Source organism: Pseudomonas sp. CAM1A, assembly GCF_047501685.1.
Taxonomy (GTDB): Bacteria; Pseudomonadota; Gammaproteobacteria; order Pseudomonadales; family Pseudomonadaceae; genus Aquipseudomonas.
In genome coordinates, this window is the sequence record NZ_JBFNXP010000009.1 from 209,021 (window position 1) to 233,062 (window position 24,042).

Here is a 24,042-nt window from a genome sequence, read left to right on the forward strand (position 1 = left end):
TCCATGGTGCGCGCTCGGCCAACCAGGGCCGAGCGCGGTGCGGGTGAAAATCCTTGTCAGTGCCGCATTTGGCTCAGGCGGCCAGGGTGGCGCCGCCGTCGACCACGATGTCCTGCAGGGTCACGTGCCCGGCCTGTTCGGAGGCCAGAAACAGCACCACCTGGGCGATGTCGTCCGGCGTGGCGATCTTGCCCAGCGGCACGCCGAGCTTGAACTGCTCAGGCAAGCCGTCGACCAGCTGGCGCTCGAGCGCCGGGTCGCCCAGCATGCCGGCCAGCATCGGCGTGCGCGTCGAACCCGGCGAAACCACGTTGCAGCGCACGCCATAGGGCGCCAGCTCCAGGCCCACGCAGTGGCTGAGGCTGACCAGCGCGGCCTTGGAGGCGCAGTAGGCGGCCATGTTCAGGCGCGGCACATGAGCGGCGTTGGAGGCGACGTTGACGATGGCGCCGCGCCGCTGGCGGCGGAACACCGGGGTCCACTGGCGCATCAGGTAGAACGGCGCACTGGCATTGACGTCGAGGCAACGCTGCCAGTCCTCGCAGGACACCTCGTCGCTGCGCCCCAGGCGCAGTACTCCGGCGACGTTGACCAGCACATCGAGGTACTGCGCCTGTTCCTTGAGGCGGTCGCAGACCCGCTGCACGTCGGCCGGGTCGGTCAGGTCGACATGCAGCAGCGGGAACGGTACATCGGCCTCCTCGCAGTCCAGGCCGATCACCTCGGCGCCTTCGTCGAGAAACTGCTGCGCCACGCAGCGGCCGATGCCGCTGGCAGCACCGGTGACCAGCACGCGCCGGCCAGTGAAGCGGGCCATGGCCATCAGGCGGCCCCCCGCGCTTGCACCAGCGACCACCAGCCATCCAGGGTCGGCGCGTTGGCCAGTTCCTCGAAGCTGACGGCAATGCCACGCTGCTTGAGCTCGGCGGCGAGTTTCATCACCTGCAGCGAGTCGAGGCCGTAGAAGATCAGGCTTTCCTGAGGATCGAGCTCGCTGTCGTCCTCGATCATCTGCCGCACCCGGCCGTGCAGCCAGTCGCGGGTGGTCACGCCCGCCGGTTGGGTCAGCAGGGTGGCGGTGTCGGTGACATGGCCGCAGCGTGTGGCCACGTACTTCAGGGCCAGGCGGTGCTCCTCCTCGGAGAAGTCAGCCACCGCGTCGCCCACCAGGAAGGCCTGGATATCGTTCATGAAGGCATCGGCGACGGTGATCATGCAGCCAATATGGGCGTACACGCCGCCGATCAGCAGTTGGTCACGCTGCCAGCCACGCATGCGTTCGAGCAGGTCGGAGCGCTGGAAGGCGCTGTAGCGCCACTTGGTCAGCACCGTGTCGCCAGGCTGCGGTGCCAGGGCGTCGATGATCGGTTGCTGTTCGGGGCTGGCAGCCGGCAGGCCCGGGCCCCACATGGCGTTGAGCAGGGCGCGGTCCTCGGGTGGTTGTTCATGGGGCTGGGCGGTGTAGACCACCGGGATGCCCTGCGCGCGAGCCCACTGGATCAGCCGCGACAGGTTGTCCACCAGCGCGGTGAGCAGGGCACCGTCGGGCTGGTAGAAGCGCAGGAAGTAGCGCTGCATGTCGTGGATCAGCAGCACGGCGCGGGCCGGGTCGGGTTGCCAGGTGGTCTTGTTGGCCGGATAGCTGGCCGGTTGCGGCATGGGGTAGTCGTGGATGGTTGGAATGGTCATGTCGAGTCCTTGGACGGTCAGGCGGTCGTGGCAACGGCGAGCAGCGCGCGCAGTTGCTTCTTGTCGATCTTGCCCACCGCGGTCAGCGGCATGGCGTCGATCAGCCGGATCCGGTCCGGGAGCTTGTATTCGGCGATGCCCAGGCCCATCAGGTGGCGGCGCAGGGCGATCGGTTTGAGTTGCGGGTTGCGCGAGACGATGAAGGCGCAGCTCTTCTCGCCAAGCAGTTCGTCGGGCAGCGCCACCAGGGCGGCGTGGGTCACGTCGGGGTGCATGACGATCAGGTTCTCGATCTCTTCCGAGGCGACCTTTTCGCCGCCACGGTTGATCTGGTCCTTGACCCGGCCGACCACCCGCAGGTTGCCGTCGGCGCCGCGCTGGACGATGTCGCCGGAGTGGTAGAAACCGTCCTGATCGAACACCTGGGCATTGTGTTCGGGGCTTTTGTAGTAACCGCAGAAGGTGTAGGGGCCGCGAGTGGCGAGCATGCCCGGCTCGCCGTCGGCGACCGGCTGGCCCTGTTCGTCGAGGATGCGCACCTCGTCCAGCTCGCTGATCGGCCGGCCCTGGGTGGTGAATACCTGCTCGTCGCTGTCGTCCAGGCGGGTGTAGTTGACCAGGCCCTCGGCCATGCCGAATACCTGCTGCAGCTTGCAGCCCAGCACCTCGGGAACCTGGCGCGCCAAGGCCTCGGCGAAACTGGCGCCGCCGACCTGCAGCAGGCGCAGGCTGCGCAGTTTGGCGGCGTGCCCGGGGGCGGCCTGCAGCCACAGGGCCACGGCACTGGGCACCAGGGCGGCCATGGTCACGGCGTGGCGCTCGATCAGGGCGAAGCAGTGCAATGGCTCCGGGTTGGCCGCCATGACGATGCAGCCACCGGCGTGCAGCACGCCCAGGCCACCGGGGGAACTCAGGGTGTAGTTATGCGCGGCGGGCAGCGCGCAGAGAAAGCGCGTGTCGCTGTCGAGGGCGCAGATCTGCGCGCTGGCCCGCACGCTGTAGGCGTAGTCGTTGTGGGTGCGCGGGATCAGTTTGGGGGTGCCGGTGCTGCCGCCGGACAACTGGAACAGCGCCACCTCGCCGGACGGACTGGGCGCGTAGTGGGTGCCGCGCACATCGGCGCTGGCGCTCCAGTCGTCGAGGGCATCGAGCATCAGCGTCAGCTTCGGACGCAGGCCTTCCTTGGCCATGTCGTCGAGGAACGCGTCATTGTAGAAAACCTCATGCTCTGCCGAGGCGATCAGCAGGGCCGGCTGGATCTGCCGGGCAAAGGCGCCCAGCTCGTGCTGGCGGTGGCTGTACAGCGCATTGACCGGGGCGATGCCGGCCTTGAACAGGGCAAACAGCACGATGTAGAACTCGGCGACGTTGGGCAACTGCACCAGTGCCGTGTCGCCCTGGCCCAGGCCGTGGGCGGCCAGGCGCGACGCCAGGTTGGAGGCGCGGCGGTCCAGTTCGCCGTAGCTGATGCGGCGTTCGCCGCAGAGGATCGCCGGGGCTTGCGGCTGCACGGCAGCGCGGGCGATCAGCAACTGGCTGAGCGGCTGGTCGTTCCAGTAGCCGGCGGCGCGATAGCGCTGCGCCCGGTCCGCGGGCCAGGGGGTGAATTCGATAGTCATGAAGGTCTCGGAAAGCGGGTTTGAGGTCAATGGTCCAGGCCGCAGGCACGCAGCATGGTGCCGAGCTTGGTCTGCACTTCGTTCCATTCGCTGTCGGGGCTGGAGGCCTCGACGATGCCGGCACCGGCAAACAGGCGCACGCGCTGGCCGCTGAAGCTGCCGCAGCGGATGGTCACCACCCACTCACCGTTGCCCTGGGCGTCGCACCAACCGACCATGCCGGTGAACAGGCCACGCTCGAAGGGTTCGACGAAGCGGATCAGCTGGCGGGCGCGCTCGGTGGGGTAACCGCACACGGCGGGGGTCGGGTGCAGGCGGCAGGCCAGTTGCAGGGCGTCGATATCGGCCGAGGCCAGTTCGCCCTCGATGCGCGTGGACAGGTGCCACAACGCGGCGGTGCTGATCAGTGACGGCCGCTCGGGGACCTGCAGGTGGCTGCACAGCTCGCCGACACGCTGGGCGATGTCCTCGGTGACCAGGCGGTGCTCGTAGTGGTCCTTCTCCGACGCCGCCAGCCATTGCGCGTTGCCGCGGTCGGCCTCGGGGTCGGCCATGCGTCGCACGGAACCGGCCAGCGGGTTGCTGACGAAGGCGCTGCCTTGCTTGTGCACCAGCAGTTCCGGGCTTACCCCCAGCAGGGTGGAGCCGTCGGCCAGGGGCACGCGGAAGTGGAAACCCTCGCGGTTCAGCGCCTTCAGGTTGGCCTGCACCTGAGCCGGGTCCACGGGCGCGGCAAAGTGCAGTTCGCGTTGCACCGAGAGCACGGCCTTGCGCACATCGCTGTGCTGGAAGTTGACGATGGCGTGGCGCACAGCGCGCTTGAAACCGTGTTCGTCGGGGATGTTGGCCTGGCTGAGCAGTGCCGGCAGCGTGCCGCCCTGTGCAGAAGCTGCAGTGCGCGCCTGCCAGGTATAGGCCTCGGGAACGTACAGGCTCGAAGCCTGGCTGGTGTCGAAAGGGATGGCGCCGACCACGATCGGGTTGTCCTGCCCGGCCTGGCGGGCGCGTTCGAAGGCCTGGTCGATGCTGCGCCGCAGCGCGCCACCGGGCAGGTGGCTGCCGTGGGCCGGGGTGTCGATACGCTCGCGCAGGCCGCTGACGCTCAGCTCGCGGTCGCCGGATGTGAATGAAAAGCTCGAGTCCTCTTGGCTGAGCGGCACGGTGTCCCTGTCTTGCAAACGCAGGGTGCCTGTCTTCATGGATTGCCTCCTTGGCGATGGGTGAGAAAGAAAACCTTGAAATATAATCATTCTCGTTAGTAAATATGAGGACGCGAAACACATGGATTTGTCAACTACGCGGGTAAGCGATGAGAGAGTTAACTTCGATGCAGGCCGCCTGTTGGATCGGGCGGGATGCACATGCGGCACTGGGTGGCGTCAGCGCGCACCTGTATGCCGAGTTCGATGGCCAGGCCATCGATGTGGCGCGGCTTGCCGGCGCACTTGAGGGGCTGTACCAGGCGCACCCGATGCTCAGCCTGCGCATCGACGGGCAGGGTCGGCAGCGCATCGACGAGGTGCTGCGCGGCCATCTGGAGCTGGAGGATTTCAGCGATCTGGACGCGCCGGCCGCAGAGCGGCGCCTGCTGGAGAAACGTCAGCAGTGGAGCCATCAGCGCCTGGACCTGGGCGCCGGCCAGGGGGCGCGCTTCGGCCTCAGCCTGCTGCCGGGCAATGCCACCCGGCTGCATGTGGACACCGACATGATCGCGCTGGACCCGTCAAGTTTCCGGGTGCTGATGGAAGACCTGGCCCGGCTGTACGACACGCCTGAAAACATTCTGCCGACCACACCGAGCTACTTCGACTGGCTGGACCAGGTGCGTGCCGATGCCGACCTGCGTGCCGCCCGCAGCCGCGACCGCGCCTGGTGGCGAGCACGCCTGGCGCAGCTCGCCCCGGCGCCCACGTTGCCCTTGCTCCCTCCAGGGCCGGCACGCAGCGAGCGCTTTGCCGCTCGCCTTGAACCTGCGCAGTATCGTGCCTTGCAGCACGCGGCGCGGGCGCAGCGGATCACCTCGTCGGCGTTGATGCTCGGGCTGTTCGCCACTGCCCTGGGTGAGCACACCGGCGATCGGCGCTTGCGCCTGAACGTCCCGGTGTTCTGGCGCGAACCGCTGCTGGAGCCCGTGCAACGTATCGTCGGCGAGTTCGCCAACCTGGTGCTGGTCGATGTCGACTTCACCGGCGTCGCCAGCCTTGCCGCGCTGTGCCGGGACCTGCATCGGCAACTGGTCGAGCGCCTGGCGCACAGCGCCTATCCGGGCGTGGACCTGATGCGCGACCTGTCGCGCCATCACGGCACGCCGCAACTGGCCCCGGTGGTGTTCACCGCAGGGCTGGACCTGCCTGGCGGCGAGCTGTTCTCCGAGCGAGTAGGCCGGGTGTTCGGGCCGATGGACTGGGTGATCTCCCAAGGTCCGCAGGTGGCCCTGGATGCGCAGGTGGCCCAGGTCGACGGCGGCCTGCTGGTCAACTGGGATGTGCGCCTGGACGCACTGCCAGCCGACTGGGTCCAGGGCCTGTTCGAGCGCTTCATCGCCCTGGCCGTGGCGGTTGCCGCCGACACGGGCGCGCTGCACCAGCCATTGGCGATCGCGGCCAGCCGGGATCGACCACTGAACGCCCTGCAGCAGGCCTACCTGCTGGGGCGTGGCGAGCACCTGCCGCTGGGCGGCGTGGCCATGCAGGAGTTTCGCGAGTACCGCGGGCACATGGACCTGGCGCTGCTGCGCAGCCGCCTCATGGACATGGTGCGCCGCCATGGCAGCCTGCGCACCCGCATCGACGCTCAGGCACTGACCCAGTCGGTAAGCGACCAGGCCCAGGTCAACCTGGACGAAATCGATCTGCGTACCCTCACATTCGAGCAGGCCCAGGCGCAGCTCGACGCCCGCCGTGAAGCCTATGCCCATGCGCTGTTCGACCTGGCCGGGCCGCCCTGGAATGTCACCGCCTTCCAGCTGCCGCAGGGCGAGCTGGTGGTGTTCGTGCGTTTCGATGCGCTGATCCTCGATGGACGCTCCATCGCCACCTTGATGGTCGAACTGTTCGACGGGCAGTGCCAGCCGCTGACAGCAAGCGAGCCGACGGCGGCTGTCGAAGCGCAGAACGAGGTGCGCAAGGCCGATGCCGAGTATTGGAAGTCAAAGCTGGCGGAGGTCGACGGCGCGCCAAGGCTGCCGTGGCGCCAAGCCTTGGACAAGGTCGGCGTGGCCCGATACGTCCGCCAGCGCCAGGTAATCCCCGTCCCGGCGTTCAAGGCGTTGAGCCGCGCCGGTGCGCGTGAGGGGTTGTTCAAGAACTCGACGATCATGGCCGTGGTGCTGGAAGTGCTCGGCCACTGGCTCGACGAAGGCAGCCTGTGCGTGGCGGTGCCGGTGGCGCCACCCCAGGACGGCGCATTTGCCAACCGCTCCAGTTTCATCGCCATCGATTGGCAGCGCGGCCTGCCCAGCCTGGCCGAGCGCGCCAAACGCCTGCAGGCCGATGTGCTGGAGGGCTTGCAGCATCTGGCGTTCTCCGGCGTGGACCTGGCCCGCCTGCTGTATGACAGCAACGGCCCGGGCCCGGCGCTACCGGTGGTGCTGACCAACGGCCTGTCCTGGCCGGTGGGCGCGGTCGATGGCCCCATGACCCTGAGCGCGGGCCTGACCCAGACGCCGCAGGTGGCCATGGACATCCGTTTCTGCAACACCGCCGAGGGCGGACTGGCGTTCGAGATCGACTATGCCCGCGAAGCAGTCGATGGCCGCTGGGTCGGGCAGTTGCTCGCGGCCCTGAACCAGGCGGTGGCGCAATTGGCCGGGCAGGCTGCATTCGAAGTCCACGCACGGCAGTTCATCGACCTTGGCCACTACCGCCTGAACAGCAGCGAGGCGCAGGCCGAGCCGGTCGACTTCCTCGGCTGCATCGCCCACAACCTGTTCGGCCCGGACAATGAGCGCATCGCCTTGCTGCACGGCGAGCGGCGCATCAGCTATGCCGAACTGGGGGAGGGTGTGAAGCGCATCGCCGGGGCATTCCAGGCCCGCGGGCTGCGCCCCGACCAGGTGGTCGCCATCTGCCTGCCACGTGGCCCGGAGCACACCATGACGACCCTGGCCTGCGCCCTGAGCGGGCTGGTCTGGGTGCCGATCGACGCGGCGGCGCCCGAGGAGCGCCTGCGCTACCTGCTGGACAACTGCCAGCCGGCGCTGGTGGTCGACACAGCCGCGCCACTGCTGGCCAGCCCGCCGGCAGCCTTGGACCTGACTGGCCTGGCGTCCTTGTCGGCGAGCACCGCGCCGGCCTATTACCTGTACACCTCCGGCACCACCGGCAAGCCCAAGTGCGTGGTGCTGAACAACCGCGCCACCGCCAACGTCATCGGCAGCACCCTGGCGCAGTGGCAGGTCAACCGCGACGATGTGTTCATCTCGGTGACGCCGCTGCACCACGACATGTCGCTGTTCGACGTGTTCGGCAGCCTGTGCGCAGGCGCGGCGCTGGTGCTGCCCGAGCCCGGCGAGGAAAAGGATGCGCTGCGCTGGAACCAGTTGGTCAGGCAGCACGGCGTAAGCCTCTGGTGCTCAGTGCCGGCCATCCTCGAAATGCTCCTGGCCTGCCGCCAGGGCGACGGGCTGAGCAGCCTGCGCCTGCTGGCCCAGGGGGGCGACTATATCAAGCCGGCGGTGGTCGCCGAATTGCGCGAGCAACTGCCCGAGGCGCGGCTGGTGTCCCTGGGTGGCCCGACCGAGACCACCATCTGGAGCATCTGGCACGAGATCGGCGATCAGGACCTGGCCAAGGTGCCCTACGGCCGGCCGTTGCCTGGCAACCGCTACTGGCTGCTGGACGAGCACGGCGCGCATTGCCCGCAGGGCGTCGCCGGGCGTATCCACACCAGTGGGGTGGGCTTGGCCTTGGGCTACCTGGAGGACGGCGAGCTGGTGCAGAACGACTTCGTCAATGTGCTCGACGAGCACGGCGCGCCAGTGCGTGCCTTCCGTACCGGTGACCGTGGCCGCTACCGCGAGGATGGCGTGCTGCTGTTCGACAGCCGGGTCAATGGCCACGTGAAGGTGCGCGGCGTGCGCGTGTCGCTGCCGGACATCGAGATCGAGCTGATTCGCCACCCGGCGGTGCAGCAGGTGCTGGTGGTGGACTATGGCGACACGCAACAGGGCGAAGCCTGCATCGGCGCGCTCTATGTGCGGCGCCATGATGCGCCGCCCGGCGCCGTGGCGTTGCGCGAGCATGCCCGGGCGCTGTTGCCGCAGTCCCACGTGCCCACGCGCTTTGTCGAAGTGACCGAGTTGCCGTTGACCGCCAACGGCAAGCCGGACCGCCGACGCGCCGGCGCCTTGCTGGAAGGCGAAACCGAGCCGGCGCCGGCCCCGACGGCCAGTGACCCGCAGCGTTGCGCCCAGGTGCTGGCGATCTACCAGCAGGTGCTCGGCGCCACGCAACCGGCTCGGGATTTCCTCGCCATGGGCCTGCGCCCCCAGCACCTCAAACCCCTGGCGGCACGCCTGGGCGAAGCCTTCGCGGTACGCCTGTTGCCCGCGCAGTTGCTGCCGTGCCGCACGGTGGAAGAGGTCGAGCGCCTGCTGGTCGCCGCCCCCGTGTGAAACCACCGGCCTGAATCACTCGCCCTGGGCCTGGCCCTGGGCGCCAATCATCGTTCTTGGGAAATCATCGAGCATATGGACATCGCACACCTGGATATCGCCGGTATCGGCGTCGGACCTTTCAACCTGGGCCTGGCCGCGCTGCTGTCGCGCCACCCGGACCTGCGCTGCGCGTTCCTTGAGCGCAAGGCGCAATTCCGCTGGCACGAGGGGCTGCTGCTGCCGGGCACCACCTTGCAGGTGCCGTTCCTCGCCGACCTGGTAACCCTGGCCGACCCGTGTCACCCGCTGAGCTACCTCAACTACCTGCATCAGCACGACCGGTTGTTCCAGTTCTACTACTACGACCACTTCCAGGTACCCAGACGCGAGTACGATCACTATTGCCGCTGGGCGGCGGACCAACTGCCGGGCTGCCATTTCGGCGAAGAGGTCACGGGTGTGCGCTACGACAACGCCAGCGAACGCTTCGTTATCGACAGCGTGTCGGTGTCGGGCCTGGAACGGCGCTACAGCAGCCGCGACCTGGCTATCGGTCTGGGTACCCAACCATGGTTGCCGGCCTGGGCGCGTACCCGCACCCAGGCGCCGGTGCTGCATTCGGCGGAGTTCGGCAAGCGCCAGGGCGAACTGGAGCAGTGCCGGCGCGTAGTGGTGGTCGGCTCCGGGCAGAGTGCTGCGGAGTGCGTGCTGGCGTTGTTCAACGCGTTGACGCCGGAGCAGGTGGAGGCGGGGGCGTCGATCCATTGGATCACCCGTTCGGGCGGTTTCCATCCCATGGAGTACTCCAAGCTTGGCCAGGAGTGCTTCACCCCGGCCTATATGAACTACTTCCACACACTTGACCGGGACAAGCGCCGCGAGATCGTCGCCCAGCAGGGCCTGCTGTACAAAGGCATCAGTTTCTCCACCATCGGCGCAATCTACGACCTGATCTACGAGCGCTCCATCGGCGGGCGCGAGCCTGGGCTGACGCTGCTGTCCAGCTGTGACGTGGAGACGGTCGAGGACCTGGCCTCGGCGGGGCTGCGCATGACCTTCCGGCATAGCCAGCTGGAGCAACGGGCAACGCTGGAGGCCGACGCGGTCGTCGCAGCGACCGGCTATGCCCATGCCTGGCCGCAGTGGTTCGAGCAGCTCAAGGGTTCAGTGCTGGCCACCGATGCGCACGGCGATTGCATCGTCGGCGAGGACTTCACCGCGCAGCGCTGTGATGGCGGCAGTGGCCGGGTGTTCGTGCAGAACGCCGAGATCTTCCAGCATGGCGTCGGTTCGCCAGACCTGGGGCTGGGGCCAGTGCGCAATGCGGTGATCCTCAACCAGTTGCTGGGCCGGGCGCAGTACCGGGTGCCGCAGCGCTCGTCGTTCCAGCGCTATGGCTTGCCGCAGGACTGAACGATGGGGCTTTAACCAGGACTGCGTGGGAGCGGGCTTGCCCCGCGATGCCATGCATGGCACCGGCTTCGCCGGTGATCGCGGGGCAAGCCCGCTCCCACGCAGACACCGTTCCCTGTATCGGGAAAAGGGGCGCAAAGCGCCCCCGGGTTGCTACAACTCCACGTCGTCCAGCGCCCTCCGGCCGCCATCCACCTCGGCCAGCACCCCGAACGCAGCCGAAATCATCGCGCACAGGCGCTCGACCTGGGCGGCGCTGTAGCGATCGCTGCGGTAGGTGACCACCAGGCGCAGCGAGCGCTGGCCATCGAACACATCTTCCATGATCTCGAACTGCAGGCCGAACATCGACTCGCTCTTGTCGGGGTCGATCTGCTTGTAGCGGATAGCCCGGCCATCGGGCGCCTGCAACGCACCATTGAGGGCGTTGTTAGCGTGGATCTGCACATACACATCGAACATCAGCCCCTCGGCGGGGGTCATGCCCAACGCCTGCTGGATGGTTTCCATGGGCACGTCGGCATAGGCCATCGAGTCGTTGATCATCCGCGTCACCTCGCCCAGCAACCCGGCCAGCGACTGTTCGGGGGCGAACTGCACGCGGTGGGCGACCATGGTGGTGAAGTAGCCGACAGTGTCGAAATACGCAGGGTCGGTACGCCCCGAGGCCGAGGTACCGATCACCAGGTCTGACAGGTTGCCGAGCTTGTGCAGCGACAGGGCGATGGCGGTGTAGATCACGCTGAACAGCGACGACTGGTGCTGCCGGGCACTGGCGCCCAGTTGCTCCAGCACACCGGGTTCGGGGCGCAGCTCCAGCCAGCGCGCGCGGGTGGTCGCCTGGTCGGCGGGCAGCAGCGTGGCGTCGTCGCAGGCGGGCAAAGCGAGACCACGGGTGGCCTCGCGCAGCAGCTCGGTCCAGTACGCCAGGTGGCGCGGGTTCGGGCCCTGGGCACTCTGGGCCAGGGCGAACGCGTGGAAGCTGCGCGCCGCCGCCGGCCATTGCGGCACCTGGTCCTGGGCGCGGGCCAGGTAGGCCTCGGCCAGTTCGGCCATGATCACGTTCAGCGACCACTCGTCGATGGCCATGTGGTGGACCAGGAACGACAGCACCTGGTGGCCATTGTGCGGGTCACGCAGCATGCGCAGCCTGAGTGGCAGTTCGCGGGCCAGGTCGAAGCGGTGCTTCGCCTCGCTGGCCAGGCTCGCGCCGGCGCTTTCGGCGCTGTTCCAGAACCACGTGTAGCGGCCCAGCTCGGCCAGCGGCACGATGCGCTGGCAGGCGCTGTCGCCCTCGCCGTGGTAGGTGGTGCGCAGGCTGGCGTGGCGCTCCAGCAGATCGCTGAAGGCCTGCTGCAGCAGCGCCTCGTCCACCGGGTCGTGGAAGTCCAGGGCAAAGGGCAGGTTGAAGATCGTGCCGTAGTCGAAGGCCGCGCAGGCGCGCCACAACGACGCCTGGGCCAGGGCCATCGGCGCCTGCTGGATATCCCCGGCCGGGTCGCTGGCCTGGCCGGCTTGCCCTTGGCTCAGCTTGGCGCGGGTGGCCAGTGCTGACGCGCTGGGCGAGCCGAAGAAGTCGCTGAAGCGCAGTTCGATGCCGTGCTCGCCCTGCAAGCGCCCGATGATCCGGGTAGCCAGCAGCGAATGGCCGCCCATGTCGAAGAAGTCGTCGTCCAGGGTCATGCCAGGCTCCGCCAATGCCTGGCGGAACGCGTCGAGGATGCGTTGCGCGATGTCCGTCGAGGGCGCCTGCGACAACGGTTCGAGCTCCAGTGGCTGGTCGCCGGCCTGGGCGTCGTATGCGGCGCGAATACGTTCGAGCAGGGCTTGCGGCGACTGGCGCAGCACCGCATGGCAGAGCAGACCAAGCGCAGCCTGCTGCTCGCCGGCCAGCAGCAGGGCCTCGAACGGCGGCTGCGTGGCCGAATCCCAGGGCGCCGCCTGGCGCGCCCGCAGCAGGGCGTCCATGCCCTCGGCCGCGCTCCGTTCGATACGCAGGCACGGGTACCAGCCGGGTTCCTGGGTCTTATACAGGTCGCCGTCGTCGCTGAAGTGGTAGCGGCTGTTCAGGCCCGGCGTGGCCTCGACCACCACCTGCACGGCCAGGGCCAGCAACGACAGGTCAGCCCTGGGGCCAAGGCGCCACGCGCCCACTTGCCGGTGCAACTGCTCGGGTTGCTGCTGCTGGGCGAACCAGGCGAGCTCCTCGTGTTCATCCAGGTTCTGGGGTGAGGGTGGGGTGGTGTTGCGTTCCAACATGGTTAGCTTCCTGCTGTTCAATCGTTCAAGGCCCGCGTCGGCCTTCACTGCCATCCGTGGATCACGGTGAGTGGCCGCGCAGAGGGTTCGCACCACAGGGGTGCATTGCGTGAATCCCGGGGATTCGTTATGGTGAGAAAGATGCAAATAATTATCATCTAGATTGGCGCACGTCAAAGGAAGCCGTCTGGAATGCACCACGCTCAGGGAGAGGTACCGTGGACAACGGAACGTTCGCGCTTCGTCAGCAGCTGCAACAGCTGTATCAGGATCATCACGGCTGGTTGTGCGACCTGCTGCGGCGCAAGCTGGGCAATTCGGTGGATGCGGCGGACCTGGCCCACGACATCTACCTGCACCTGATGAACAAGGGGCAGGTGCCCAGCGCCGAGCAATCGCGCTGCCACCTCACACAGATCGCCAACGGCAAGGTCATCGACCTGTACCGCCGCCGCCAGCGCGAAACCCGCTACCTCGAGGACCATGGCCAGCAGCCCGAGCCGCGGGCGCCGTCGGAGGAGGCGCGGGCGCTGGTGGTCGAGGCCCTGGGGGCGATCGACAGCGCCCTGCAGCGGCATTCGCCCAAGGCGCGCCAGGCCCTGTTGCTGTGCCGCCTCGAGGGCATGGCCCACCGCGCCATTGCCGCCGAGCTGCGGGTCTCGGTGTCCTCGGTGGAAAAGTACATCGCCGCCGGCCTGCGCACCTGCAGGCGCTACCGGCTGGGCGGCGCCTGAGCGTGCGCAGATTTTCTTGCGGGTTTGCCCGCCTCGTGCGGAATACAGGTTGAGAAGGACACGCGGGCAGGGCGCCCCTGGGACGGCCCGGCCCGCTCCTCGTGCTGAAAAGGAGCATTCATGAGTGTTGAACAAGGGGTGACTGAAGTGTCCGCCCGTGGACCGGTCGCCGAGGTGCTTGCGCCGATACGCGGCCGATTGATCGTCGCCGGGTTGCTCGCGGCCCTTGGCGCCATGCTGACCCTGGCGCCGCTGGTGGCCATCGCCGAAGTCGCGCGGCTGGCCTTCGCCGGCGGGCAAGGCATCGACCAGGCCTGGCCGGTCATCGCCGTGGGGCTGGGTTGCCTGTTCGCCGGCATGGCGCTGATCTCGCTGGGCGACCTGGTGGCGCACTTGGCCGACAACCACATCACCGGGACGCTGCGCCTGGCGATCATCCGCCGCCTGGCGCGGGTGCCGCTGGGCTGGTTCACCAGCCGCGCCTCGGGCGAGGTCAAGCAGGCCATGCAGGACGATATCGGCATCCTGCACAGCCTCACCGCGCACTTCTATACCACCCTCGGGCGCAGCGCCGGGGCGGTGCTGGCGTCAATCATCTACCTGTTCGCCATGGACTGGCGCATGGCGATCGTGTCGATGCTGCCGTTCCCGCTGTTCTTCCTGTTCTTCGCCCGCGCCCACCAGGCCAGCGCCCGCAACATGCAGGCTTTCGGTGCCGGCATGGGGCGGATCAACCAGGCGGTGGTCGAGTTCGTCAACGGCATCCCGGTGGTCAAGGCCTTCGGTGGCCAGCGCAAGGCCCACGGCAGCTACCGCGAGGCGGTGGACGCCTTCGCCGCGGCCTTCACCGACTTCACCCGGCCGCTGGTCAGCGCCATGGCCAACGCCAACGCGATGATCGCCCCAGTGTCGGTACTCGGCGTGGTCCTGGCGTTCGGCACGCTGTTCGTCGGCCTGGGCTGGATCACTCCGGTGCAGGTGCTGCCGTTCGCCCTGGTGGCGCCGGGCATCTGCGCGCCGCTGCTGTTGCTGGCCTACATCACCCACGACCTGAACAACGCCACCGGTGCCGCCCAGCGTGTGCAGACGCTGCTGAACACGCCGGTGCTGGAGACCGACGGCCAGGGCGCCGGCAAGCTGCCGGCCGATGCGCGGATCGAGGTGCAGGGCCTGGGCTATCACTACGATCCGCGCAACCCGGTGCTGAGCGAGGTGTCCTTCACCCTCGAGCCCGGCACGGTGACAGCGGTGGTCGGCGCCTCGGGGGCCGGCAAGTCGACCCTGGCGCGCCTGCTGCTGCGCTTCTTCGATCCCAGTGCCGGGCGTATCACCCTGGGCGGTGTCGACCTGCGCCAGATAGACACTGCCCAGCTGTACCGACGCATCGGCTTCGTCCTGCAGGACGTGCGCCTGATCCATGCCAGCGTGCGCGAGAACATCGCCCTGGGCCGGCCTTCGGCAACTCAGGAGCAGATCGAGGCGGCGGCGCGGATCGCCAATATCCACGAGCGTATCCTCGCCCAGCCGCATGGCTATGACGCGGTGATCGGTGAGGACGTGCAGTTCTCCGGCGGCGAGCTGCAACGCCTGAGCATCGCCCGCGCGGTGCTGCTCGACCCGCCGGTGCTGGTGCTCGACGAAGCCACCGCGGCGGCCGACGCCGAAAACGAAGTCAAGCTGCAGCAGGCGCTGTCGCGCTTCGCCCAGGGCCGCACGCTGCTGGTGATCGCCCACCGCCTGGACACGGTGATGCACGCCGACCAGATCCTGGTGCTGGACCAGGGCACGGTCGCCGAGTGCGGCACACACGACGAACTGCTGGCCCGGCGCGGTCTGTACGCCCGCTTGTGGGCCGCTGGCGGCTATGCGAAGGCGCGGGCCACCGCGCAGGTGGAGGAGCACTGATCATGCTGAAGATTTTCGTTCGACTGCTCGGCGACGACGCCGTGTTCCTGCGCCGTTACATCCGCCTGGCGCTGGTGTATGGCGTGTTGTGCGGGCTGACCATCGTCACCCTGGTGCCGATCCTGCGCCACCTGCTGGGCAACCAGCTGGAGGCCGCCGGCCAATGGCTGGCGCTGCTGGGCCTCGGCGTGGTGGTGTGCTGGTACCTGCGCCGGCGGGTGGAAAAGGCCGGTATCGCCGTGGGCATCGCGGTGCTGCGCGGTGGCCGCCAGCGCCTGGGCGAGCATGTCGGCACGTTGCCGGTGGGTTGGTTCAGCGCCGCCAACACCGCGCGCCTGAGCCATGTCGCTACCCAGGGCATGATGGAGATCGCGCAACTGCCGGCCCACGTGTTTACGCCGCTGTTCACCGGGGTGGTGACGCCGCTGGTGATCCTCGTCGCGCTGTTGCTGGTCGACCTGCGCCTGGGCCTGGTGGCCCTGGTCAGCCTGCCGCTGCTGGCCGTGGTGATGCTGGCGACGATGCGCCTGGGCCAGCGCGCCGACCAGCGCTACCAGCGCGACACCGCGCAGACCAGCCAGCGCATGGTCGAGTTCGCCCAGGCGCAGTCGGTGCTGCGCGCCTTCAATGGCGAGCAGGGCGGCACGCGCTTCCTGGAGCAGGCCGTGGCCCAGCAACAGCAGGCCGCGCGCAAGCTGATCCAGCTCTCGGCGCTGTCGTCGGTGCTCAATGTCTGGGCGGTGCAGGCCAGCTTCGCCGCCTTGCTGGTGGTTGCCACGCTGTGGCTCGGCGAGCAGGCCGGCAGCGCCTTCGACAGCGCGACGGTGATCGCCACCCTGGTCGCGCTGGTACTGGCGACCCGCTTCATCGACCCGCTGCTGGATGTGGCCGGCTACAGCGAGGTGCTGCGCGGCACCCGTGGCCAGTTGCAGGCGGTGGCCGAGCTGCTGGCCGTAGAACCGCTGCCCGAGCCCGCCGCACCGCAGGCGCCGGCCGACGGTTCGGTGCAACTGGAGCAGGTCGCGTTCCGCTACGGCGACGACCAGCCCGAAGTGCTGCGCGAAGTCAGCCTGGACATCGCGCCCGGCAGCATGACCGCACTGGTCGGCGCGTCGGGTTCGGGCAAGACCACCCTGGTGCGCCTGATCGCACGGTTCTTCGATGTCACCCAGGGCCGGGTCAAGGTCGGCGGGGTGGATGTGCGGCAGATGTCCGCCGAACAGCTGGCCGGGCAGATCAGCCAGATCTTCCAGGACGCCTACCTGTTCCAGGGCAGCATCGCCGACAACATCCGCCTGGGCAAACCCGACGCCAGCGAGGCCGAGGTGCTTGAGGCGGCGCGACTGGCCGGTGTGCAGGAGATCCTCGAGCGTCTGCCCGAAGGCTTGCACACGCCGGTGGGCGAGGGCGGTGCGCGCCTGTCCGGCGGCGAACGCCAGCGCATCTCGATTGCCCGCGCGCTGATCAAGGACGCACCGATCCTGCTGATCGACGAGGCCACCGCGGCACTGGACGCCGAGAACCAGGCGGCCATCGCCGAAGCGCTGGCACGCCTGCGCGGCAAGCGCACGCTGATCGTCATCGCCCACCAGCTGTCGACGGTGGCCATGGCCGACCAGATCGTGGTGCTGGACCAAGGGCGCATCCGCGAGCAGGGCGCCCATGCGCAGCTGGCTGCCGAGGGTGGCTTGTACGCGCACTTCCTCGAGCAGCGCCGGGCCGCCAAGGGCTGGCGTATCGGCGAGGCGGTGGGTGATGGAGTGACCGCTTGAGTCGGGTGCTGCTGCCAACGCTGTTGTTGCTCTTGTGTGGCGCTTCATTGATGGTCGGGGCCAGCCAGATGTCCTGGTCGGCCTTGCTGTCGGCCTCTGACGATGCCTGGCTGACCCTCACCGCCAGCCGCCTGCCACGCCTGGCGGCGCTGGTGCTGACCGGGGTCGGCCTGTCGATCTGCGGGGTGATCCTGCAGCAGATCGTGCGCAACCGTTTCGTCGAGCCGGCCACCTGCGGCGGGCTCGACGCGGCCAAGCTCGGCATCCTGGTGGCCCTGACCGTGCTGCCGGGTGCCGGGGCCAGCGGGCGCATGCTCTTCGCCCTGGTGTTCTGCCTGCTGGCGAGCCTGGTGTACGTGGCGATCATCCGTCGCATCCGCTTCACCAACCTGGTGCTGGTGCCGGTGATCGGCCTGATGTACGGCAGCCTGCTCAGCGCCATCGCCGAATTCTACGCCTACCGCCACAACATCCTGCAGAGCATGCAGGGCTGGCTGCTGGGCGACTTCTCGCGGGTGATCGAGGGCAACTACGAGATCATCTACCTGATCCTGCCGATCGTCGTGCTCACTTACCTGTACGCCCAGCGCTTCACCGTGCTCGGCATGGGCGAGGGCATGGCCACTAGCCTCGGCCTGAACTACGCAGCTACTGCCATCCTCGGCCTGGTGCTGGTGGCGGTGACCGTGTCGGCCACGGTGATCACCGTGGGCGCGATCCCCTTCGTCGGCCTGGTGGTGCCGAACCTGGTGGCGCTGCGCTACGGCGAGAACCTCAAGCGCACCCTGCCCATCGTCGCCATGTGCGGCGCGGCGCTGCTGCTGGCCTGCGACATCCTCGGCCGGCTGCTGATCCACCCCTACGAGGTGCCCATTGGCCTGACTGCCGGCAGTGTCGGCGGCGTGCTGTTCCTGCTGCTGATCCTGTGGAAGTGCAAATGATGCGCCGTGCCGCCTGGTTGTTGTTGCCGGCCCTGGCGCTGGCGTTCCTGCTGCTGGGCTCGGGCCTGGACTTCAGCTACGTGATCCCCAAGCGCCTGGTGCGCCTGGGCGCGATCGTCGTGGCCGGGGTGTGCATCGCCTTGTCCTCGGTGATCTTCCAGACCCTGGCCGGCAACCGTGTGCTGACCCCGGCGATCATGGGCTACGAAGGCATCTACCTGTTGTTCCAGGCCGTGCTGGTGCTGTGGCTGGGCACCGCCAGCGTGGCGTTGCTCGGCGCCCAGGGCAACGCGCTGTTGTCGATCGCGCTGATGCTCGGCTACTCGTGGCTGCTGCAGCGCTGGCTGCTACGCGAGAGCCGTGGCGATGTGTACCGCCTGCTGCTGCTGGGCCTGGTGCTGACCATGGTGCTGGGCACCTTCACCCAGTTCATCCAGCTCAAGACCAGCCCGGGGGAGTTCTCGATTCTGCAGAGCCTGGGCTACACCAGCTTCAACCGCGCCCAGCCGACCCAGGTGCTGTACTCGGGCCTGCTGGTGGCGGTGGTGGCGCTGCTGGTGGCGCGCAGCACGCGGGTGCTCGACGTGCTGGCGCTGGGGCGCGACCAGGCCATCGCCCTGGGCCTGGACCATGGTCGCTGCCTGCGCCTGCAGATGGCGCTGATCGCCGTGCTGGTGGCGGTGTCCACCAGCCTGGTGGGGCCGACCGCATTCATGGGCGTGTTCGTCGCCAACATCGCCTACGCCCTGGCGCGCAGCGCCCGGCACCAGGTGACCCTGCCACTGGCCTGCGCCGTGGCCATCGGCATGTTCCTGCTCGCCCAACTGCTGGTCGAGCACCTGTTCAACTACCGGACCAGCGTGAGCATCCTCGTCAACCTGGTGTGCGGCGCGTATTTCCTCGCGCTGATGGTCCGAACCCGAGGCAGCCCATGATCACCCTCGAACACCTGCACAAGGCCTACGGCGAGAAGACCGTGCTCGACGATGTGAACCTGGCGTTTCCCGCCGGCCGGGTCACTTCGCTGATCGGCCCCAACGGCGCCGGCAAGAGCACCCTGCTGATGTGCATCGCCCGGCTGCTGCCGGCCAATCGCGGGCGCATCCTGCTCGATGGCCAGGACATCGGCCGCATCGCCATCGCCGACTACGCGCGCCGTGTGGCCACCCTGCGCCAGGTGCTGGACTTCAACCTGCGCCTGACCGTCGAGGAGCTGGTCGCCTTCGGCCGCTTCCCCTACAGCCGTGGCCTGCTGACCGCGGACGATCAGCAGGTGATCGATGAGTCGCTGGACTTCCTGGGGCTGCAACCGCTGCGCCGGGCCTACCTCGATGAACTCAGCGGCGGCCAGCGGCAGATGGCATTCCTGGCCATGACCATCGCCCAGCGCACCGACCTGCTGCTGCTCGACGAGCCGCTGAACAACCTCGACATGAAGCACGCGGTGCAGATCATGCAGGCGATCCGCAGGCTCAGCGACGAGCAGGGGCGCACGGTGATCCTGGTGGTGCACGACATCAACTTCGCCGCCAACTATTCCGACCACATCGTCGCCATGAAGGGCGGCGCGGTGCACAGCCACGGGCCGGTCGCCGAGGTGGTCACCCAGGCCAACCTGCACGCGCTGTTCGGCCTGGCCTTCGAGATCCTGCCCAGCGCGCACGGTTTCGTCTGCAACTACTTCAACCCATCACTATCGAGAGAGCTGGTATGAACGGAATCTGCAAGATACTCCTGGCCGCCGCCGTGGCGGCCGCATTGCCGGGCTGCGACCAGGCGCCGCCGGCACAGGAGCGCGCGGCCAGCGCCGACTACACCCCGGTGAAGGTCGAGCACGCCCTGGGCACCACGCAGGTCGAACATAAACCACAGCGGGTGGTGGCCTTCGACATGAGCGAACTGGACACCCTCGACCAGCTCGGCGCGCCGGTGGTCGGTATCGCCAAGGACTATGTGGCGGGCTTCCTGGCCAAGTACCGCGACGACCCCAAGGTGGCCGATGTCGGCACCACCATCCAGCCCAACCTCGAACGCCTGCATGCGCTCAAGCCCGACCTGATCCTGATCTCGCCGCTGCAGGCGCAGAGCTACCAGGAGCTGAGCCAGATTGCCCCGACGGTGCACTACGACATCGACATGGACAACCGCCAGGGCAACGTCATCGACACCGCCAAGCAGCACCTGCTGACCGTCGGCCGCATCCTCGGCAAGGAAGACCAGGCCCGGAAAACCGCCGCGCGCATCGATGCCAAGGTGGCCCAGGTGCGCCAGGTGACCGACGGGCGTTCGGAGAAGGCGCTGATAGTGCTGCACAACAACGGCGCGTTCACCGCCTACGGCGTGCGCTCGCGCTATGGCTTCATCTTCGACACCCTCGGGGTCAAGCCGGCCAGCGACGACATGCAGGCCGGCCTGCATGGGCAGCCGATCTCCAACGAGTTCATCCACCAGGCCGACCCGGACATCCTCTACGTGATCGACCGCACCGCAGTGATGGAGCGCAGGGCCGCGCTGGACCGCGAGACCCTGGACAACCCGCTGCTGCGCCAGACCAAGGCCTGGAAGAATGGCCATGTGGTGTTCGTCGATGCGCAGACCTGGTACCTGTGCACGGCCAGCGTGACCTGTCTGGAGCGGGTGGCGGACGAGGTGGTGAAGGGGTATCAGGGCTGAACCCGCTTCCATGCTCTGGTCCCTGTGCTGGCTAAGCCGATAGTGGCCAAATGACTGTAATTTCTGTTGAGGGATTCGCCGACTCGTGCGGAATGACTAATGAGAAACATTACCATTTCGTCCCGGAAGGAATCCCTCATGTCTCCACTGCAACACCCCCAGGCCCCGAATCTGCCCCGCAGGGCCTTGCGCATGGCCGTGCTGCTGGGCATGGCCGCCATCGCCGGCAATGCCTTCGCGCAACCGCCACGCAGCACCTCCTCGGCGCAGCAACAGACCCCCGATATAAAGGAGGAGGGCCTGACCCTGCCGGAAACCCTGGTGCAGGACACCCGCGACTCCCTGGGTGCTCCACCATCGGAGTACGCCGGGGGCCAAGTCGGCTCGGGTAGCCGGGTAGGGCTGATGGGCAACAAGGACTTCAGCGAAACCCCGTTCAACGCCATCAGCTACACCAAGGAATACATCGAGAACCGCCAGGCCCAGGACATCGGCTCGGTGATCGGCGCCACCGATCCGTCGGTCTACGTGCCGAGCAAGCGCGGCATCTTCGAGACCTTCTTCATCCGTGGCCTCTACAGCACCGGCAACGACATCACCTTCAACGGCTTGCCGAGCATGGCGCCGAACATGCGCGGCTCCACCGAGCTTGCCGAGCGCATCGAAGTGCTCAAGGGCCCGTCGGCGCTGCTCAACGGCATGCCGCCCGACGGCAGCGTCGGCGGCAGCATCAACATCGTGCCCAAGCGTGCCGGCGACGAGCCCCTGGCCCGGCTGACCGCCTCCTACGAGTCCGATGGCCTGGCCGGCATGCATGCCGATATCGGCCGCCGCTTCGGCGACCAGAAGCAGTTCGGCGTGCGCTTCAACGGTGTCTACCGCGACGGCGACACCCCGGTGGATGACCAGCAGCACCGCATGCAGCTGTCGTCGCTGGCCCTGGACTGGCGCGGCGAGCGGGCGAGGGCGTCGCTGGACTACTACCACCAGCGCGAGCGCATGGACGGGGTCAACTATTTCGGTATCGCCTCGATCAGCCCCGGCGTGACCCACCTGCCCAAGGCCAAGAAGGGTGATCACTCGCTGGCCCCTGAGTGGGGCTACACCGTCAACGACACCGACACCGTGGTGCTGCGCGGCGAGTACGACCTCAACGACTCGCTCACGGCATTCGCCGGCTGGGGCCATAGGGAAGGGGGCTACAACGCGCTGATGACCAGCGGCATGCTGCTCAATGATGCCGGCGACATCTCTGCCACACCGATTCGCTCGGCCCGCGATGGCGAGCAGACGTCCGGCGAAGTCGGCCTGCGCGGGCGCTTCGCCACCGGCCCGGTCGACCACGCCTGGTCGCTGGCGGCGACCCGCTACGACTCCGAGAACAGCTTCAAGGACAAGCGCCTGTCGTCGACCATCCGCACCAACTACTACAACCTGGACTACGGCCCGCGCCCGGAGATCGGCGAGTACGGCAACGTCACCTCGCGCATGCGTGCCCGGCTGAGCAGCGAAGCCTTGCTCGACACGATGTCGTTCCTCGATGACAAGGTGCAGTGGACCGTCGGCGCGCGCCACCAGAACGTGCGCGCGTCGAACTACAACGGCAACCACCAGCGCACCTCCAAGCCCTACGATGAAAGCCGTGTATCGCCGGCCACGGCTTTGCTGGTCAAGGTCACCGACGAGCTGTCGCTGTACGGCAACTACATCGAAGGCCTGAGCCAGGGCGGCATCGCCCCGGACAACGCGCGCAACGCCGGCGCGATCATGGCGCCGTACCAGACCAAGCAGTACGAACTGGGCGCCAAGCTCGACCTGGGCACCTTCGCCCACACGGTCAGTGTCTACCAGGTGAAGAAACCCAGCGCCTATACCGATCCGCTCACGCAGATCTACGGCGTGTACGGCGAGCAGCGCAACCGTGGCCTGGAATGGTCGTTCTTCGGCGAGCTCGAGCCGGGCCTGCGCCTGTTGGGCGGTGCGTCCTACACCAAGGCCGAGCTGACCAAATCGATACGCAAGGCGAAGGAAGGCAACCAGGCCACCGGCGTGCCCAAGGTGCTGGCCAAGCTCGGCGTCGAGTACGACCTGCGCGAGATGCCCGGGCTGACCCTGACCGGCAACGCCAACTATGCCGGCCGACGCTACGCCACCGATGCCAACAACCTGTCGCTGCCGTCCTACACGATTTTCGATCTCGGCGCCCGGTATACCCTGAAGGTCTCGGACAAACCGGTGACCTTGCGCGCCACTGTGCAGAACGTGACCAACAAGGCCTACTGGATCGGCTCGTGGAACGGCGGCGACGGCAGCGGCCTGTCCGGTGGGCTGGGTACGCCGCGGTCGTTGTTGTTCTCCACTTCGGTGGATTTCTAGTCAAACCAGCACTGGCTGTGTGGACGCGGCGGGGCACCGATGCGAGTTGCCCCGCGACCACCAGCACAGCCGGTGCCAGGCTCACAGCGCATCCGGAAACTCTTCACGCAGGCTGCTCCCCAGCCAGTCCATGAACCACAACGCATCGGCACTCGGCGGCTGCGCTGGCGTCAGTAACTGGTAACTCTCCAGCGCCACGGCCTGTTCCACGCAACGCACCAGGCTGCCTTCGCGCAGTTCACGCCCGACCAGCACCTCGGTGGCCAGGGCGATGCCGTGGCCGCGCTGGGCCAGGTTCAGCACGATATCGTTGCTGATATGCGAGGTATCGGCCTTGACCCGCACCCTCAGGCCATTGGCGGCGAACCAGCTGTTCCACCAGGTGCCGTCATCGACATGGATCAACCGCAAGGCGGGCAAGTCCGCAGCGCTCAGCCCCGCGGGCAACTGCGCCAGGTAGCTCGGCGCGCATACCGCGAACACCTTCGGGCGGATCAACACCTCGCGCACCCCGTTCAGCTCACCCGGCAGACCGAAGGCGATGCCCAGGTCCGCCTGGCGGGCATCCACGCTGGTGAACGTGGCATTGGGCTCGATGGCGATCCTCAGGTCCGGGCGCAGGCTGCGCAAGGTGTCGATGCGCGGTGTCAGCCAGCGTGAGGCGAACGCCGGCACGCAGAGGATGCGCAGCCAACGCTCGTCATCACGCCGGGCCAGGCGCGCACCGGCGTCGGCGAGAATCTGCAGCGCCTGCGCTGCAGCCTGGTAGTAATGGGCACCGGGCAGGGTAAGGGTCACCCCGCGCGGGGAGCGCTCAAGCAAGCGTACACCCAGCCAGTCCTCGAGGTTCTTCACATGCCGGCCGATCGCCGGCTGGGTCACGTGCAGCGCCTGGGATGCCGCGACATAGCTGCCCAGGCGGGCAGCGGCCTCGAACGCACGCACGGCGTTGAGCGGGGGCAGGCGGTCTTCGGCCATGGGCATTCCTTGGTTGTTAGTTTTTTTAATAGTGAAGGCAAATTTATTGTGCTTTTCCCGCTCGTTCAAGTTGCAGACACTCAGGGC

The 24,042-nt window shown here is 67.7% G+C and carries 16 protein-coding genes; 10 read left to right on the forward strand and 6 right to left on the reverse strand.

The window, feature by feature from the left end:
• Positions 1 to 73: 73 nt before the first annotated feature.
• From dhbA to ABZO33_RS20705, 4 genes are read right to left on the reverse strand one after another with little or no spacing between them, the layout of a single operon-like run.
• On the reverse strand, positions 74 to 856 hold the full coding sequence (gene dhbA / locus ABZO33_RS20690; RefSeq protein WP_414537529.1) for a 2,3-dihydro-2,3-dihydroxybenzoate dehydrogenase: 783 nt from the start codon (positions 854 to 856) through the stop codon (positions 74 to 76).
• Complete coding sequence (locus ABZO33_RS20695) at positions 823 to 1,689, reverse strand: isochorismatase family protein (protein ID WP_414537530.1); 867 nt, start codon at positions 1,687 to 1,689, stop codon at positions 823 to 825. Before ABZO33_RS20695 ends, dhbA begins: the two co-directional genes overlap by 34 nt.
• A 17-nt stretch (positions 1,690 to 1,706) precedes the next feature.
• Entirely contained in the window at positions 1,707 to 3,308 is a 1,602-nt protein-coding gene (locus ABZO33_RS20700) for a (2,3-dihydroxybenzoyl)adenylate synthase (protein ID WP_414537531.1), read from the reverse strand.
• Between the two features lie 26 nt (positions 3,309 to 3,334).
• Entirely contained in the window at positions 3,335 to 4,507 is a 1,173-nt protein-coding gene (locus ABZO33_RS20705; protein WP_414537532.1) for an isochorismate synthase, read from the reverse strand.
• Positions 4,508 to 4,635: 128 nt separating this feature from the next.
• On the opposite strand from ABZO33_RS20705, the gene ABZO33_RS20710 reads away from it, so the two are divergent.
• Together ABZO33_RS20710 and basC are read left to right on the forward strand one after the other, a co-directional pair.
• Entirely contained in the window at positions 4,636 to 8,922 is a 4,287-nt protein-coding gene (locus ABZO33_RS20710) for an amino acid adenylation domain-containing protein (RefSeq protein ID WP_414537533.1), read from the forward strand.
• A 75-nt stretch (positions 8,923 to 8,997) separates the two neighbouring features.
• Positions 8,998 to 10,317 (forward strand): putative histamine N-monooxygenase, encoded by a 1,320-nt coding sequence (basC, locus tag ABZO33_RS20715; RefSeq protein ID WP_414537534.1) that lies wholly within the window; start codon positions 8,998 to 9,000, stop codon positions 10,315 to 10,317.
• 153 nt (positions 10,318 to 10,470) lie between these two features.
• On the opposite strand, the gene ABZO33_RS20720 is transcribed toward basC, so the two are convergent.
• On the reverse strand, positions 10,471 to 12,576 hold the full coding sequence (locus ABZO33_RS20720; RefSeq protein ID WP_414537535.1) for a condensation domain-containing protein: 2,106 nt from the start codon (positions 12,574 to 12,576) through the stop codon (positions 10,471 to 10,473).
• A gap of 218 nt (positions 12,577 to 12,794) precedes the next feature.
• On the opposite strand from ABZO33_RS20720, the gene ABZO33_RS20725 reads away from it, so the two are divergent.
• From ABZO33_RS20725 to ABZO33_RS20760, 8 genes are all read left to right on the forward strand, one after another.
• Positions 12,795 to 13,310 (forward strand): sigma-70 family RNA polymerase sigma factor, encoded by a 516-nt coding sequence (locus ABZO33_RS20725; protein ID WP_414537536.1) that lies wholly within the window; start codon positions 12,795 to 12,797, stop codon positions 13,308 to 13,310.
• A 120-nt stretch (positions 13,311 to 13,430) separates the two neighbouring features.
• Entirely contained in the window at positions 13,431 to 15,215 is a 1,785-nt protein-coding gene (locus ABZO33_RS20730) for an ABC transporter ATP-binding protein (protein ID WP_414537537.1), read from the forward strand.
• A gap of 2 nt (positions 15,216 to 15,217) precedes the next feature.
• A complete protein-coding gene (locus ABZO33_RS20735; protein WP_414537538.1) occupies positions 15,218 to 16,987 on the forward strand; it encodes an ABC transporter ATP-binding protein in 1,770 nt (589 codons plus the stop codon).
• Positions 16,984 to 17,928 carry an ABC transporter permease gene (locus tag ABZO33_RS20740; RefSeq protein ID WP_414537539.1) on the forward strand — a complete coding sequence of 315 codons (945 nt, stop codon included), beginning with the start codon at positions 16,984 to 16,986 and terminating at the stop codon, positions 17,926 to 17,928. The genes ABZO33_RS20735 and ABZO33_RS20740 overlap by 4 nt, the downstream gene beginning before the upstream one ends.
• Positions 17,928 to 18,863, forward strand: coding sequence for an iron chelate uptake ABC transporter family permease subunit (locus ABZO33_RS20745; protein ID WP_414537608.1), 936 nt, complete (start codon positions 17,928 to 17,930; stop codon positions 18,861 to 18,863). The genes ABZO33_RS20740 and ABZO33_RS20745 overlap by 1 nt, the downstream gene beginning before the upstream one ends.
• Positions 18,860 to 19,642: an ABC transporter ATP-binding protein gene (locus ABZO33_RS20750; RefSeq protein WP_414537540.1), complete on the forward strand. Its 783-nt coding sequence runs from the start codon at positions 18,860 to 18,862 to the stop codon at positions 19,640 to 19,642. Before ABZO33_RS20745 ends, ABZO33_RS20750 begins: the two co-directional genes overlap by 4 nt.
• On the forward strand, positions 19,639 to 20,601 hold the full coding sequence (locus ABZO33_RS20755) for a siderophore ABC transporter substrate-binding protein (protein ID WP_414537541.1): 963 nt from the start codon (positions 19,639 to 19,641) through the stop codon (positions 20,599 to 20,601). Before ABZO33_RS20750 ends, ABZO33_RS20755 begins: the two co-directional genes overlap by 4 nt.
• A 138-nt stretch (positions 20,602 to 20,739) precedes the next feature.
• Positions 20,740 to 22,977, forward strand: a complete 2,238-nt coding sequence (locus ABZO33_RS20760) for a TonB-dependent receptor (RefSeq protein WP_414537542.1) — start codon at positions 20,740 to 20,742, stop codon at positions 22,975 to 22,977.
• Between the two features lie 81 nt (positions 22,978 to 23,058).
• On the opposite strand, the gene ABZO33_RS20765 is transcribed toward ABZO33_RS20760, so the two are convergent.
• A complete protein-coding gene (locus tag ABZO33_RS20765) occupies positions 23,059 to 23,955 on the reverse strand; it encodes a LysR substrate-binding domain-containing protein (protein ID WP_414537543.1) in 897 nt (298 codons plus the stop codon).
• Positions 23,956 to 24,042 lie beyond the last annotated feature (87 nt).

Excerpts from the sequence above, each read along its gene's own strand:
- ABZO33_RS20695 (WP_414537530.1), bottom strand. The coding sequence starts at position 1,689 with ATGACCATTCCAACCATCCACGACTACCCCATGCCGCAACCGGCCAGC.
- ABZO33_RS20700 (WP_414537531.1), bottom strand. The coding sequence starts at position 3,308 with ATGACTATCGAATTCACCCCCTGGCCCGCGGACCGGGCGCAGCGCTAT.
- ABZO33_RS20705 (WP_414537532.1), bottom strand. The coding sequence starts at position 4,507 with ATGAAGACAGGCACCCTGCGTTTGCAAGACAGGGACACCGTGCCGCTC.
- ABZO33_RS20710 (WP_414537533.1), top strand. The coding sequence starts at position 4,636 with ATGCAGGCCGCCTGTTGGATCGGGCGGGATGCACATGCGGCACTGGGT.
- basC (WP_414537534.1), top strand. The coding sequence starts at position 8,998 with ATGGACATCGCACACCTGGATATCGCCGGTATCGGCGTCGGACCTTTC.
- ABZO33_RS20720 (WP_414537535.1), bottom strand. The coding sequence starts at position 12,576 with ATGTTGGAACGCAACACCACCCCACCCTCACCCCAGAACCTGGATGAA.
- ABZO33_RS20730 (WP_414537537.1), top strand. The coding sequence starts at position 13,431 with ATGAGTGTTGAACAAGGGGTGACTGAAGTGTCCGCCCGTGGACCGGTC.
- ABZO33_RS20735 (WP_414537538.1), top strand. The coding sequence starts at position 15,218 with ATGCTGAAGATTTTCGTTCGACTGCTCGGCGACGACGCCGTGTTCCTG.
- ABZO33_RS20745 (WP_414537608.1), top strand. The coding sequence starts at position 17,928 with ATGCGCCGTGCCGCCTGGTTGTTGTTGCCGGCCCTGGCGCTGGCGTTC.
- ABZO33_RS20750 (WP_414537540.1), top strand. The coding sequence starts at position 18,860 with ATGATCACCCTCGAACACCTGCACAAGGCCTACGGCGAGAAGACCGTG.
- ABZO33_RS20755 (WP_414537541.1), top strand. The coding sequence starts at position 19,639 with ATGAACGGAATCTGCAAGATACTCCTGGCCGCCGCCGTGGCGGCCGCA.
- ABZO33_RS20760 (WP_414537542.1), top strand. The coding sequence starts at position 20,740 with ATGTCTCCACTGCAACACCCCCAGGCCCCGAATCTGCCCCGCAGGGCC.
- ABZO33_RS20765 (WP_414537543.1), bottom strand. The coding sequence starts at position 23,955 with ATGGCCGAAGACCGCCTGCCCCCGCTCAACGCCGTGCGTGCGTTCGAG.